The sequence below is a fragment of the Paenibacillus sp. J22FR21 genome (assembly GCF_056269135.1).
On record NZ_JBWDNJ010000008.1, the window covers coordinates 45,159 to 60,050 of the forward strand.

14 protein-coding genes are annotated in these 14,892 nt (G+C 49.4%); 12 read left to right on the plus strand and 2 right to left on the minus strand.

The window, feature by feature from the left end:
* Positions 1–41: 41 nt before the first annotated feature.
* A complete protein-coding gene (locus tag AC0YNS_RS25135) occupies positions 42–1,631 on the minus strand; it encodes a stalk domain-containing protein (RefSeq protein WP_475783677.1) in 1,590 nt (529 codons plus the stop codon).
* Between the two features lie 160 nt (positions 1,632–1,791).
* Here AC0YNS_RS25135 and AC0YNS_RS25140 point away from each other — a divergent pair, with 160 nt between their 5' ends.
* From AC0YNS_RS25140 to murI, 12 genes are all read left to right on the plus strand, one after another.
* On the plus strand, positions 1,792–2,484 hold the full coding sequence (locus AC0YNS_RS25140) for a response regulator transcription factor (protein ID WP_475783678.1): 693 nt from the start codon (positions 1,792–1,794) through the stop codon (positions 2,482–2,484).
* Positions 2,474–3,931 (plus strand): sensor histidine kinase, encoded by a 1,458-nt coding sequence (locus AC0YNS_RS25145; RefSeq protein WP_475783679.1) that lies wholly within the window; start codon positions 2,474–2,476, stop codon positions 3,929–3,931. The genes AC0YNS_RS25140 and AC0YNS_RS25145 overlap by 11 nt, the downstream gene beginning before the upstream one ends.
* Before the next feature lie 80 nt (positions 3,932–4,011).
* A complete protein-coding gene (locus tag AC0YNS_RS25150) occupies positions 4,012–5,136 on the plus strand; it encodes a TolB family protein (RefSeq protein ID WP_475783680.1) in 1,125 nt (374 codons plus the stop codon).
* A gap of 244 nt (positions 5,137–5,380) precedes the next feature.
* Entirely contained in the window at positions 5,381–6,496 is a 1,116-nt protein-coding gene (locus AC0YNS_RS25155; protein WP_475783681.1) for an iron-siderophore ABC transporter substrate-binding protein, read from the plus strand.
* Positions 6,489–7,529 (plus strand): FecCD family ABC transporter permease, encoded by a 1,041-nt coding sequence (locus tag AC0YNS_RS25160; RefSeq protein WP_475783682.1) that lies wholly within the window; start codon positions 6,489–6,491, stop codon positions 7,527–7,529. The genes AC0YNS_RS25155 and AC0YNS_RS25160 overlap by 8 nt, the downstream gene beginning before the upstream one ends.
* A complete protein-coding gene (locus AC0YNS_RS25165; protein WP_475783845.1) occupies positions 7,529–8,560 on the plus strand; it encodes a FecCD family ABC transporter permease in 1,032 nt (343 codons plus the stop codon). Before AC0YNS_RS25160 ends, AC0YNS_RS25165 begins: the two co-directional genes overlap by 1 nt.
* Before the next feature lies 1 nt (position 8,561).
* Positions 8,562–9,395: an ABC transporter ATP-binding protein gene (locus AC0YNS_RS25170; RefSeq protein ID WP_475783683.1), complete on the plus strand. Its 834-nt coding sequence runs from the start codon at positions 8,562–8,564 to the stop codon at positions 9,393–9,395.
* Entirely contained in the window at positions 9,392–10,228 is an 837-nt protein-coding gene (locus AC0YNS_RS25175; protein WP_475783684.1) for an alpha/beta hydrolase, read from the plus strand. Before AC0YNS_RS25170 ends, AC0YNS_RS25175 begins: the two co-directional genes overlap by 4 nt.
* Positions 10,229–10,435: 207 nt before the next feature.
* Positions 10,436–11,089 carry a response regulator transcription factor gene (locus tag AC0YNS_RS25180; protein ID WP_475783685.1) on the plus strand — a complete coding sequence of 218 codons (654 nt, stop codon included), beginning with the start codon at positions 10,436–10,438 and terminating at the stop codon, positions 11,087–11,089.
* Between the two features lie 2 nt (positions 11,090–11,091).
* Entirely contained in the window at positions 11,092–12,489 is a 1,398-nt protein-coding gene (locus AC0YNS_RS25185; protein ID WP_475783686.1) for a sensor histidine kinase, read from the plus strand.
* A gap of 70 nt (positions 12,490–12,559) precedes the next feature.
* A complete protein-coding gene (locus AC0YNS_RS25190; protein WP_475783687.1) occupies positions 12,560–13,051 on the plus strand; it encodes a hypothetical protein in 492 nt (163 codons plus the stop codon).
* 178 nt (positions 13,052–13,229) lie between these two features.
* Complete coding sequence (gene murI, locus AC0YNS_RS25195; protein WP_475783688.1) at positions 13,230–13,994, plus strand: glutamate racemase; 765 nt, start codon at positions 13,230–13,232, stop codon at positions 13,992–13,994.
* A gap of 64 nt (positions 13,995–14,058) precedes the next feature.
* Here the strand turns inward: murI and udk are convergent, their stop codons facing one another.
* The gene (udk, locus tag AC0YNS_RS25200) at positions 14,059–14,688 is read right to left on the minus strand and encodes a uridine kinase (protein ID WP_475783689.1); all 630 of its coding nucleotides are present in this window, start codon (positions 14,686–14,688) and stop codon (positions 14,059–14,061) included.
* Positions 14,689–14,892 lie beyond the last annotated feature (204 nt).

Below are 14,892 nucleotides of genomic sequence, written 5' to 3' on the forward strand. Positions count from 1 at the left end.
CCGTTTTTCTTTAACTCCTTAGCGCAGTAATGGAAACAGAGTCAAGTCCTCGAATTAATATTGACGGAAGAGCTTTTATGATCCCAGCTTACGTTCTTTCCAAGTGCTTCTCCAACGAATCGGAGAGGTACATAGGTGGAGTTGTTTGTGATTATAGGAGCCACGGTTAGTAGCTTTTCTTGACCATTTACAAAAGCGGTTTTAGAGCCAAGAGTCATCTGAATGGATAAGCTTTCCTTTGAACCGGTAATGGTCTGCGATATAGAATCCCAGCTTACGGTTAGACCCAAACTCTCGAAAAGGGAACGAAAAGGAACCGACACGGTACCGTTGTCCTTAATAGGAGCTACCGGCAAAGGCAAATATAGGTTATCCACGTATACTTGGATTTGTTTTTTACCAAAGGCTAGAAGTCCGATATCCATATTACTTGAATAAATATTGCCATTTCTTCCGACAACAACTTCAGAGATAATGTACCAATAGGCATTTCTAAGAAACGCGAAAAATTCTTGTCCTTCGCTGTTTAATCCAATAATGTTGCCAACTCCCGTGGGGAAATAGACGTTCCCTTGATCATCAGTGGCGAGAATATCAATATAACCGATGCCCTGCCTTTCGGTTTCTCTCTGGACGTACACCCACTTCGAGGCTCCGGTGTAATCGATTTTTTGAACCAACCCTCTGTATTCAATATAATATCCGCCTTTGCCATCCGTTGGAATACCGGAGGATCGGATGTCGCTTAAATCGGACTCGCTAGTAATGGCCACTACACTTCCGTCTGCAGCTTTTAAGGCATGTAAGCCATCAATTGTTAGCATGTAAAGTAGACCGCCGTCCGAAAAAAATGGGCGAAAAACATTAAAAGCATTCAGGTAGCTTTGAGGTTTGGAATGCCACCGTTCATTGCCTGCAGAGTCCAGCGAAACGATTTCTTTGTTGGCAGAATCGACGTAGATGTTCCCTGCCGGATCAATATACACGTGGGACTGGTGCAGGCTTTCTAAGTATTTGCCCGGATCAGATGTGTGGATTTCTTTATTAATCCAATTGATTTCGCCTTTAGCATTTCGAGAGACAAGTCCTTCTTCTGTAAAGTAGACGAAGTTTCCAAGCGAATCGCCAGCAAAATGATAATTGAATCTGCTGTAGATCGTACTTGATTGGATCTTCCAAATTACTTTCCCTTCCGGAGCTAGTGCATAAATTGACGTCAAATTCGGCTCTGAAAGAGATTCTGAACTATAAGCATAAATAGTTCCGTCTTGTCCTAGCTTTAAATAAATAACCGACAGTTCAAAGCCCATATCTAAGTGAAGGGTCCATTTTATTTTGCCATTGGGATAGACGGCATGTACATTGTCTTCGGAATCGGTCGTATAAAGGATCCCGTTCTTGTCTTGAACAAGGCTAAAGAGAAGCGGGTTATCGATTTTCCATTTTGCTTCATAGTAGGCGGAGTTAAGGAGTTTGGGCTTCGGTCGTTTCGGTGGAGTTTCCGTATACTCCCAGTCCAGTTGGTAACCTGTTGATTCTGACAAATAAATAGTAGTAGAGCTAAAACCGTGGTTAGGTACACAACTAAGTACAACTATAATAACGAATAACAAAAGGGCTAATTTTCTCATTTAAATGTCCCCTCCCCAGTATGGTTTCAATTATAGAAAAAAATGGAGAATTTATACAGAGCGGAATAATATGTTTCTCTGCATGGCTGGATTTTGGTTCCAGCTGCAAAGCCTTTATAATGGAAGTACACGATAACGACACGGGGCAGGTGTGAATGGTATGCAAGCAAAGATCATGGTCATCGAAGACGAGAAGGCAATCGCGGACGCAATCTCCTATGCCCTGAAGCGCGAAGGCTATGAGGTGGAGGTCATCGATCGCGGGGATATCGCTGCGAAGCGTCTTGGCGAGACGCGTCCCGACGCCATCATTCTCGATGTGATGCTGCCCGGTATGGACGGCTACGATGTGCTGAAGAAGCTGCAGGACAAGGGTGGAATTGGCGTCATCATGTTGACGGCCAAAGAAGACATTGTGAATAAGGTGCTCGGGCTAGAGCTTGGCGCTGACGATTATATGACGAAGCCCTTCGACATGCGGGAGCTGCTCGCGCGGCTTAAGTCCTTGCTTAGACGGTTACAAGATGCCGGAGAGAAGAAGCCGCGAGAGGTTCAGCTAGGCGGAGTGAAGGTGAACGTTGCCAGAAGAACGGTAATGGTGGGAGAACGCCAGCTGGAGCTGACGCCTAAGGAATTCGATCTGCTGGCGCTGCTGGCTGCCAATCCTGACAGGGTGTACGAAAGGGAGCAACTGCTGGACCTGGTGTGGGGGATGGATTATTACGGAGGTACGCGTACGGTAGACATTCATGTGCAGCGACTGCGCAAGAAGCTGGGACCCGACTACGGGGATACCATCCAAACCGTGCATGGCGTCGGCTACAGGGCGTCCGGAGGACACCGTGAGAATTAGCATTAAGCTGAAATTCAGCCTGTTCCTCGGCGCTATTTTGCTGCTCACCGTAATCGTGCTCAGTATGCTGGTACTGCAGGGAATTGAGCGGAATCAGCGCGTGCAGGTGGAGGGGCTTCTCTCTCAGCAAGCCGACACGGCGAACGTCTATTTTATCCAATCCATTATGGAGCAGTCCAACAAAGTTCCCCAGACATTCCTGAAGACCAGAGGCGAAGCGTTCGCCAAACAGCTGGAGCTGATTAGCGGGCAGCCCGTTGTCCTGTACGATGGGAGCGGCGCCGTCATGGGGAGGAAGGCGGCGGCTCCCCCATCTGGTAGCATTAAGCAGACACTGGCGTATGCACTGGAGAACAAGACCGCTTATTTGGTGGAAGGGGAGTCCATGTATTATTTGACTCCGCTGCGCGCGGGAGGCGAGCAGGTCGGCGTCGTCCAGTTCTATTATTCCCTCCATGACCATCAAGTCTTCTACTATGAGATTAAACAATTGTTCAACTATATCGGAGCGGGCGTGTTCGTGCTCAGCTTCCTCTTAGCTTACTTGTTTTTCAACTCCTTCGCTCGCAGCATCATTAAGCTGAACGTTACGGTAAGCCGTATTCGAGAGGGGCAGTTCGCAGTGCCGGATATGAAGCGCAGGGACGAGCTCGGGGAACTCGGCGCGGGCATTGCCGCCATGAGCGAACGACTGATGGCCACGATGCGAGATAAGGACGAGGAACGGGAGAAGCTGGCGCTTGCGGTTCGCAAGTTATCGGAGCTGGATCGGCAGCAGAAGGAGTTCATCGGCAATGTCACGCATGAGTTCAAGACGCCGCTTACTTCCATTAAAGCCTATCTCGATCTGCTCGACATGTATCCCGATGACGAGGAACTGCTGACTACGGCCAAAACCCATATCGCCGGAGAGACGCAGCGGCTCTACGAAATGGTGGAGAAGGTGCTGCAACTGTCCGCGATGGAGAAATACGATTTTGAGTATAACAAGGAAAGGCTTGAGATACGGAGTACCATTGAGACGGTGCTGGACTTCCTCAAGGGCAAAATGGAGAAGTTCGGCCTTACGCTTGAGACGGATTTGCACGAAGCTTATATGGAAGCCGATAAGGATTACATGAATATCGTGCTTGCGAACCTGTTGGACAACGCCATCAAATACAACAGGACGGACGGTCGCATCCGCGTAAGTAATGTTGTCAGAGAAAATGAGATTGTCATCGAAATATCCGATACGGGGATCGGAATTCCGGCAGAGGTCGCGGACAAGATTTTTGAAGCGTTCTATACGGTGGATCGGAACAGATCCAGGGAGCATGGTGGCGCTGGACTTGGGCTGTCGATTGCGAAGCGGTATGCCGAATCGCAGGGAGGACGCATCTCCATCGTGAAGTCGGATGGCAATGGCACGACGTTCCAACTGACGTTTCCGATGCAATCCCGATAAGATTGTTTACAACTTGGAAACAACCCTTCGTTCTTTTGCAACATTCGGTTGGTATTGTATGCATGAAGGAGGCGATCACATTGATCCATACAAAAAAATTAGCCATTATCGCATGCGTCCCCGCATTGCTGCTTACCCTCACCGCTTGCAGCGGTGATAACGAAGGGAACCGTCAGGTCATTAAGGAGCCGGGGAAAACCATTACCGTTATTGATAAAGGGAGCGAGAAACCGTCGGCCGGACCGGCCATTACTTTGGGCGACATCAAGATGTACGGGAAGACGGAAGTATTCGGCTGGCTGGACGAGGATACAATCATTGTATCCAAGGAGAACGATTCTTTAGCGAAGATGAAGCTGGAGGAGTTGGCGGATTCCTACCCGCGCAGCCTGTACCGGGTCGATCTGAAGACAGGGGAGTTCGTACCGCTGAAAGAGCAGGAGAATGTGTTCTTGGGAGGCGCCAGCTTGTCGCCGGACAAGAAACATCTCATCTACCAGGAGTACACGCTTGGCGATCCTGCTTATTATGTCATGAATCTGGAAACGCTGAAGTCGTTTGGTTTGGCCGGTGAGCCCATTGGAGGAGCTATAAGCGCCGGATGGGCGGATGATGGCAGTATTATCGGCGCTTCTTATGCAGGCGGAGCTTACACGGCGACCACCGAAGGCGATATCGCCGCGCTTGAGGAATTGAAAGAAGGCGCACTGATTATCGTAGCCAAGCTCGGCAGCAGCATATACTACAATTCCAATGCGGATGAAGCGCTGAAGGTGCTCCATCTGGATACCAAGGAGACCAAGGATATGGGGCTTGGTTCCGTAGGCAGTGTCATTCCTTCGCCCGACGGCAAGCAGCTGCTGGTTAAGCAATACGACGGCACTAAAGTGAAGCTTGTGCTGTGCGATCTGGATGGAGGGAACGCCAAGACAATCGCGGAAGGAGCGGAAATCGGCGCAATCTCCTGGTCAGCGGATCAGCGGCTGATCGCGTACAGTATGCAAGGTGAGGCAAACGGCGCGATGGTCAAAGGCCTCTACGTCCACGACCTTCTGTCCGATGAAGCGACCCGTATCGTAGTCGATGTCGAGAACGCCGTGAATACTTCGTGGAGCCCTTCAGGCAACAAGCTATCCTACTCCGTATGGAACGGCAGCAGCTACGATAGCAGCATCGTCGAGATTCATTCTTCGTTACAGCCATAATAAAACCGCCGATACGACAAAGACCAGAACGCCTCTTTTAGGTGTTCTGGTCTTTGTTTTTGAGCATTTACGATTTGCTGCTCATTACGGAAACGATCTCGTCGAGCAGACGGTCGAGTGTAATCGGATCGTCAGCTTCGAACATTCTGTGAACGTCCATTGACAGGTCTTCCGAACCACCTTACAATACTAATAATGATAATCGTTATCAATTATTATAAAAAGACAGGATGGGGTTGTACCAATGAAGTCCAAACGCAAATTTGTAGTGTCTACTCTTCTCGCATCACTGACGCTTATGCTCGCTCTGACAGGCTGTGGCAGCAACAACAATACTAACAGTAACGCAGCGAATTCCTCGAATTCCTCGAATTCCTCAACAACGAACTCGAACGCTGCAACTAATGAGGCTGCTTCGAATGAGACTGCTTCCGAAGAAGCAACGCAACAATATCCAATCACCATTAAGCATGCATTCGGTGAGACGGTACTAGAGAAGAAGCCTGAACGTATCGCTACAATTTCGTGGGCGAACCAAGACGTTGCACTGGCACTCGGCGTTGTACCTGTAGGATTCTCGGCGGCGAACTACGGCGTTACGGACGGCAGCGGCTTGTTGCCTTGGACGAAGAAGAAGCTCGACGAGCTTGGTTCGACATCCCCTAACATTTTCCAAGATACGGATGGTCTTGACTTCGAAGCGATCTCGGATGCGAAGCCTGACGTTATTCTGGCCGCTTATTCCGGTCTGACGAAGGAAGACTACGAAACTTTGAGCAAGATCGCTCCGGTAGTTGCTTATCAGAAGAGCCCTTGGGTTACGAGCTGGCAAGAAATGATCAAGTTCGATTCGATGGGTATGGGCATGGAAGCAGAAGGCGAGCAGCTCATTAAAGATACGGAAGCTGTCATTAAAGAGAAAGCTAGCGCTTATCCGGACATGCAAGGCAAGAATGCTCTCTTCGCATTCATTTCTCCGGACGACCTGTCGAAAATTTCGATTTATGCACCTGGAGATCCGCGCGGCGACTTCTTAGTTGAGCTCGGCATGAAATACTCGGACACCGTCCTCAGCAAAGTGTCCAAGGACAGCTTTTATTTCGAGCTTAGCGCCGAGAACGCCGACCTCCTTAACGATACCGATATTATTGTTACTTACGGAGACGAAGCGCTGTTGAAGAAGCTTCAAGCTGATCCGTTGCTTGGCAAAATTCCTGCAATCGCTAAAGGCTCCGTCGTTCTGATCAAGGACAACACGCCTCTTGCAGCTGCCGGCAACCCGAATCCGCTGTCCATCTCTTACACGCTTGACGAATACTTGAAACTGATCGATGCGGCTGCCAAGAAGGCAAATGGTTAATCTAATCTCCCCCGTATCTAAGCCGCTAAAGTCGTCTGTGCCTAAGCACTTCGCGATCGTCTTGATTATCGGCTTGGCCGTGCTTGGTGCATGCATCTTGGCGTCTCTGGCATTCGGCTCTCGGGTCCTCAGCATGAAGGAAATGATAGACGGGTTGTTCAACGGCGGCACCGATTCATTCGGCGCCGGCATCATGCACCAGCGCGTCGCCCGAACCGTGTTCAGTCTCTGCTGCGGCGGGGCGCTCGGCATCGCAGGTTCTCTCATGCAGGCGGTCACACGCAATCCGATTGCCGATCCGAGCGTACTCGGGGTCAATACCGGTGCGGCATTGTTCGTCGTTAGCGGAATCGCGTTCTTCCATATCAGTACGGCTAACCAATATATTGGGCTTGCTTGTGCAGGAGCGGCGATTACTGCGGTGTTCGTATTTGGCATCGGTTCATTGGGGCGTGGCGGACCTACGCCTATCAAGCTCGTGTTAGCGGGTGCGGCTACAAGTGCCGCACTTTCTTCGCTTATCAGCGCCATCATGATTCCGCGTGCCGAAGTCATGGACCGGTTTCGTTTCTGGCAGATGGGCAGCGTCGGCTCGGCGAATTGGCATGATATCACGACGTTCTTACCTTTTCTCATTGTTGGCATGCTAATTGCAATCGCATCGGCTGCCGCTCTCAATGCGTTGGCGCTTGGCGACGAGGCAGCGAGTGGACTGGGTGTGCGAACCGGCATTTTGCGACTCGTTGCGTCGATAGCCGGCGTCTTATTATGCGGTACCGTCACTGCGCTTGCCGGTCCGATCGGATTCATTGGACTGCTGGCGACCCACGTCATCCGTCTGTTAATCGGACCTGATCAACGTTATCTTATTCCGATGTCGGCCTTGGCCGGCGCCGTTATCTTAACCATATCTGACGTTATCGGCAGAGTCCTCGGAAGCCCCGGGGAGCTGGAGGTCGGCATGGTCACCGCATTCGTCGGTGCCCCGATCCTCATCCTGTTGGCGATTAGATCGAAAGTGCGATCCTTATGATGAATACGACGACGATTAACCTCATTATGGCGGGCAGGCGTCTAAGGCGCCGCCGCTTTGTACTGATTACTTCCCTGCTCGGAGGCATTTCCTTCCTGCTTTGCTTCGCGATGCTCTATTTTGGCAATACGATCTATCCGGTCAAAGACATCGTGCGGGTTCTACTGGGAGGAGAGGTCAAAGGGTTGACCTTCACCATGGAGACCATTCGGTTACCGCGTATGCTGGCAGGATTGTTAGCAGGATTTGCTTTCGGATTAGCAGGCAATACGTTTCAGACGATGCTCCGGAATCCGCTTGCGAATCCGGACGTACTGGGCATTACGTCAAGTTCGAGCGTCGCAGCCGTCTTCTGTATCATCTATCTTCATACGAGTGAAGCGGTTGTTTCCATTGCGGCGTTCTTGGCAGGCTTAGCTTCGGTGATGCTGCTCTATCTGTTGTCACGCAGAAAAGTATTCTCCATCGGGCGGCTTGTTCTGATCGGTATCGGTCTTGATGCCATGTTCGGATCCGTTATTACCTACCTGTTAAAGATTAGTGCTGAATACGACGTTCCTGCAGCATTCCGCTGGCTAAGCGGCAGCCTCAACGGCACGCAATTAGATGATCTCCCGCCGCTGGCGATTACGGTATTGGTGTGCACGCCGATCATCATGCTATTGGGCAAGCGTCTTAGTCTGCTCGAGCTAGGCGAACAATCGGCTTCTTCCCTAGGGATTCATACGGACAGAACCCGCATTCTGCTGGTCTTAAGCGCTGTCTGCTTGATTGCCATTGCGACCGCAACGACAGGCCCAATTGCTTTCGTAGCTTTTCTGGCGGGTCCGATCGCGAAGCGATTGGTCGGCGTCGGCTACTCAACCGTTATTCCTGCCGGTCTGGTCGGCGTTATCTTGGTTCTAGGGGCTGATCTGATCGGCCAGTATGCATTCGAGACCCGGTTTCCCGTAGGCGTCATCACCGGTATTCTCGGAGCGCCGTATCTGATCTACCTGCTTATTCGAATGAACCGAAAGGGGGATTTCTAACATGAAACCCAGCCATCAGTTCCAAGCTGAACAAACCGTTGCGGGTTATGACAACAAAACGATTATCCATGGCGTAAGCTTAGCTGTTCCCAGCAATCAGATCAGTGTCATTATTGGAGCCAACGCATGCGGGAAGTCCACGCTGCTGAAAACCATGGCGAAGCTGATTAAACCGGAATCCGGCCAAATCACGCTGGACGGCAAGCCGCTGAACGAATTCTCTCCCAAGCCGCTCGCCCGGATTCTCGGCATATTGCCGCAATCTCCAATCGTGCCGGAAGGTATTACCGTCGCGGATTTGGTTGGCCGAGGGCGGTTCCCGCACCAGGGCTGGCTCGGCGGATGGACGAAGAAGGATTATGAAGCCGTTGCCGAAGCGATGGACATTATGAAGATTACAGATTTGGGCGACCGGAATATCGATGAGCTGTCCGGCGGCCAGAGACAGCGTGTCTGGATTGCCATGGCATTGGCGCAGCAGACGGACATTCTGTTCCTCGATGAGCCGACGACGTTCCTGGATATTACCTACCAGGTCGAGATATTGGATTTGTTGACCGATCTCAACCGCAAGCATGGCACGACGATCGTCATGGTGCTTCACGACATTAACTTGTCCGCCCGTTACGCGGACTATATCTTCGCTCTTCGCGAAGGCAAGCTGGTGGCGGAAGGCAAGCCGTCTGAGGTCATCACGGCTGGCTTAATCCAAGATGTCTTCGGCCTCGACTGCGCGGTCATTCGCGACCCTGTGTCGGATTCCCCGATGGTCGTGCCGATTGGCCGCCATCATGCGCGAAGTTTAAAGCTTATTCACGCTGAGGGGAAACGATGATGAATCCTACTGCTTTGCCGTGGAGAGAAGTGCTGATAGACGGCGCCAACCATACCATTACCGGTGATGTGAGGGTGATCGAAGCGTTCCCGATTCCGCAACTGCAGACCGAACGCAGAGTGTGGATTTACTTGCCGAGAAACTATAACGAAGGCACTCGCAGGTATCCTGTCCTTTATATGCACGACGGTCAAAATGTATTTAATCAACCGACGTCATGGGGCAGCGAGTGGGGAGTCGATGAGACATTGGAGCAGCTGGCAGTTGATGAACCGGAGATCGAAGCGATCGTGGTCGCAATCGATAATGGAGGCGACCAGCGCAACAATGAATATAACTTCACGATTAACGCGGAATATGGCTTCGGAGGCAAAGGCGAAGCTTACGCCGCATTCCTCGCGGAGACACTTAAGCCGTATGTAGATCGTCACTATCGGACCCTCCCCGAACCGGAGCACACGATGATTAGCGGGAGCTCGTTCGGAGCGTATATCTCGCTCTACACGGCTATCCGTTATCCCGCCCAGTTCGACCGAGTAGGAGGATTATCGTTTGTCATGTGGCATGACAACGGCGCAATCATTGAATTGATCCGGCTGTCGGTTATCTCTCCCACGCTTCGCGTCTATCTGAGCATCGGCGAATTGGAGACCGACAACCCGGACTTTAATCGGATTGCTCATGAGCATGTCATGCTGGCACAACAGACGCTGATTGCAGCAGGGGTAGCGGAAGACCGAATTCAATTCGACTATATTCCGGGCGGCACGCACCACGAATCTACGTGGGGACCACTGTTTGCTAAGGCTCACCGTTGGCTGCTCCAACCCTAATATACTGCTATAATGCGAAGTTCAACACAGAGCTCGGCGAGAAGGATGCCGTCCGCTCTGTTTTTTTATGGCTTAAATCAGCAGTGGAGATTTCCTCTTCATCGAATAGATAATCTTTCATGGGGTAAGCTGTGGGAAATAGAATTTTACAACTCTATGATAACTTTCCATTTCAGAATTGCTATCATGGCGTAGAGGTGTATGGTTATGGCTAAAATCCTGATTGTAGATGATGAGAAGGCAATAAACGATTTGATAGCTGTCAATTTAAAGATGGTCGGGCATGAGTATGTCCAACTGTACAGTGGCGATCAAGTTCTACGAACCATAAATGAGACGCAAATCGATTTAATCATCCTGGACGTGATGCTGCCTGGCAGAGACGGCTTTGAAATCATGCAGGATATTGCGAAACGAGGCGTGCCGGTTATCTTCTTAACGGCAAGAAATTCGGTTTCGGATAAAGTGCATGGCCTGGAGACCGGAGCGGAAGATTATATCGTTAAGCCTTTTGAAGCGGTGGAACTCATCGCACGTATCCATGTCATTCTAAGAAGAAATCAGAAGACCGCAAACGAATTTAGGCTGGATGACACCATAGTTGATTTGGACAAGCATATTGTGACGGTTCAAGGACAAGAAGTGGAACTAACGAACAAGGAATTTCAATTAATGGACCTTCTTGTGCAAAATAAAAATATCGCGCTGTCCCGCGAGAGAATTATTGAACAAACCTGGGGCTTCGACTTCTATGGAGAAACAAGAACCGTTGACGTGCATATTCAGAAGCTGAGAAAGAAACTAAATTGGGAGAACCGAATCAAGACGGTGTATAAATACGGTTACAGGCTAGAGGTGTAGAGGTGAAATTTTGGCAGAAGACGTACTTAAGCGTGTTGATTGTATTTCTGATCGCCTTCGACCTCGGAGCTTATGCGCTTCTCAAGAAGAGCTATGACCTAAACGAACAATTGGATATTTCAAGAGGCATGAGCGAATACGGGAGCATCGAGAAATCGTTAAGCTATATCCTTTCCGCATATACGAAAAGCACGGGAAGTATCGACTATGAAACGTTAATTGCTAGTTTTGCGGCTAATCATTATAAAGAGGATATCCTTCTGGAGGTGTACCGAGCGGACCAATTGATCTTCTCCAATGCCTATCAGTTTGCAGGGGAGCGGGCGGAGCTGCATGGGAATCCATATCACTTCGTTTACAGAAAGTTGAATGATAAGCTGTGGCTGTTTGTCGGCGGGAAAATGGAAGTCCGGGATTTAAGGCTCATTATTTCAAGAAAATCGGATTATTTACAGGACTATCATTTTACTTTAAGGCACTATTTCATTCAATTGAGTGCTGTCATATCCGTAATTTTATCGGCAGCGCTTATTTTTCTGTTATTTCAATTAACCGCGCCTATTCGCAGGTTGAACAAAGGTGTAAAGGCTATTGCCGCGGGAGCGTATGACCAACGAGTGAAAGTTGGAGGAAACGACGAAATCGGGGAATTGGCGCAAGATTTCAACAAGATGGCTGATGCCGTTTCCAATCATATTGAAATGATCAATAAGACGAGTGAAGACAAAGAGATATTCATCAACAACCTCACTCATGAACTGAAAACACCGATTACGGCGATCAAAGGATACAGCGAGTTTTTGAATCATGCCAATCATAATGAGGAAGAACGAAAAATGGCGGTTCGCTACATTCACGAGCATATTGCGCGGCTGGATGTTCTCTCGGGAAAAATGATGCAATTGCTGTATTTGAAGAGCGGAGAGATAGCCTTAGAACCCGTTCATATCGAAAATCTGTTTTCCTATGTGGTGAATATGGAGCGGCATCATCTGGAGCAAAAACAGATGAAGGTCACAATAGAGTGCTCTGCCGACAAGGTCTATGGCGATCAAGAACTGTTGCGTTCTCTGTTCATTAACTTAGTCGAAAACAGCATCAAAGCTTCCTCGTTCGAGGGGGAAATCCAATTGAGAAGCTGCACTTACGGCGAAGGCGTAATGCTTGAAGTCTTGGATTATGGAAGAGGCATACCGGAGAAGGACATTGCGAAAATTACGGAAGCGTTCTATGTCGTGGACCGATCCCGTTCAAAAGAACTGGGTGGGCTAGGGCTTGGTCTATCGATCTGCAATCAGATTGCCCAGCTCCATCATGCAAAGCTTCAAATCGATTCCAAAGAACATGAATATACAAGGATCTCCGTGTATTTTACAACTCCGTTACAACTTGAAGATTAGTTTATAACGCGGCTCCATTATAGTTGGTTTGTAGCTACGAAACACCACAAACTATTGGAGGTAATCAAAAATGAATAAAAAGTTTATCACTGCAGCAATGACTTTGGGAGTAGCGACCGTGTTGGTTGCAGGAAACGGCGTTATTTCGGCAAATGCTTCTACATTCGATCATGCGGAGCAGGTGAAGGTAACCGGTAAACATCAGCAGCCGGGCGTCAATAAAGTTGAAAATGTGCCGGTGCACGAAAAGATAGCCGTTGTGACCGCGGAGCAAGCGGTTCAAGATAAATTTAACGTATCCTTAAGCGGCATGGACATTTCCTATAGTGTGGGCACCCGCGAAGGCATGGAAGGAAAGTTCTATTTTGTAGCCTTCGAAAATCAAAAATACACCTACACGGATGAAGAGAAAATCAAAGCGAAGCGCGATTTGCTTGCGGGTAAAGAACTCGACATCAAGTGGAACGATATTTACGTTGCAACCGTAAACGCCGAAACCGGGGAAGTCGTTTCTGTCGAGAAAAATCCATCGGCAAAAGGTACGGACTTTGCTACAGAGTAATTGTTCATCTATATGAGTCTATGAAAATGGAAACCTTTGGTCGTATAAGTTATATGACCAAAGGTTTTTTTACGTGAAGCCAACAATGACGAAATGTCTGTTCTTGCCCTGAGGACTTCAATCGCGCTATGCTGTAGGTATGACTATGACTACAACATTTGATAGGAATTGATTCCCTATGAAACTCGGTTTTTTTGATTCCGGAATTGGCGGGCTTACGGTATTGGCCGAATCGCTCAGGCTGCTCCCTGCTGAGGATTATCTCTATATGGCAGATACTACACATGTCCCTTACGGGACCAAATCGAAGGAAGACGTGCAGACCTTCGTCTTTGAAGCTGTGGAGAAGATGATTCAGCATGGCATCGATGCGCTTGTTATTGCTTGCAACACGGCGACAAGCATTGCGATAAACGAGCTGAGAGAGCGGTACTCCTTTCCGATTATCGGCATGGAGCCTGCCGTCAAACCGGCCGTAGAGATGAACCGCGCAACCGGTAAGAGAGTACTCGTTTTCGCTACGCCTCTTACGCTGCAGATGCCGAAATACTATGCGCTCGTATCCCGCGTGGATCAAGATGGCATCGTGGACTCATTGCCGTTGCCGGAGCTTGTCCAGTACTGCGAATCCCTTCAATTCGATAGGAATGTTATGGGTGAGTACTTTCGAGGCAAGCTTGCCCCCTATGATCTTAACCAGTACGGCATTATCGTGTTAGGCTGCACACATTATCCGTTCTATACGGATATTCTCCGCGACCTATTGCCGCCCCATATCGAGATCGTCAACGGAAACGCTGGTACGGTCAGAAGGTTGTCGGCGTTATTAAATCGCTATGGCATTGAAACAGGCTTGGGGAGCGGGCATGTGACGTTCATGTGTACCGGCGGGGAAGCCGCCTACATCGAGAAAATGAAGTTAGCGCTGACTCGTCTCAGATAAGAAGCGAAATGAAACAAATACATCGCCTTGGGCTGCGCCCGGGCGATGTATTTGTTATGCTCACCTATTCGATTATGCGTTTCTCGCCTAAGTATTTCTCCGTCAATATGGAAAGCAGCCGGATGCCCACTTCATTCTGCCCGCCTTCGGGGATGATGATGTCGGCGTATTTCTTGGACGGTTCAATGAAGGCTTCGTGCATGGGCTTGACGGTCTGCAAGTATTGATCGTGGACGGATTGAATCGACCGGCCGCGCTCTTCCATGTCGCGCAATACCCGGCGCAGAATGCGAACGTCCGGATCGGTGTCGACGAACACCTTGATATCGAGCATTGCACGCAGATTCTCGTCAGATAGTACGTGAAGCCCTTCAATAATGACGATGTTGTATGGCATGAGCTTCTCGGTTTGATCCTTGAAGCGGGCATGCATCGTGAAATCATAGACCGGCGCATAGGCTGTCTGTCCGGCCTTCAGCAGCTTCAAATGCTCGACCAGCAGCTCGTTCTCGAATACGAGCGGATGATCATAGTTCAACTGCTCGCGTTCGGCCATCGTAAGATGGGGATGATCTTTGTAATAGTTGTCTTGCGATATAAAGGTCACTTTATCAGACCCGTGATGTTCGATGACCGAGCGTGCGACCGTTGTTTTGCCCGATCCCGTGCCGCCTGCAATTCCGATGATTAGCATAGCTGTCGATAAGACCTCGCTTATGTGTAATTACATTAATCTCAGTATTGTAGCATAGTGGTGCAGGGAATCACAAAACGCCGGCTTGGATTCGTACCACATTGAATTTCAATTTTAGAAGGAACCAACCGATAATAGAGGAGAATGGTACTAACGATATGCACAGGCACATCGACATCTACGAATGGAAGGAGAGATTCGTCA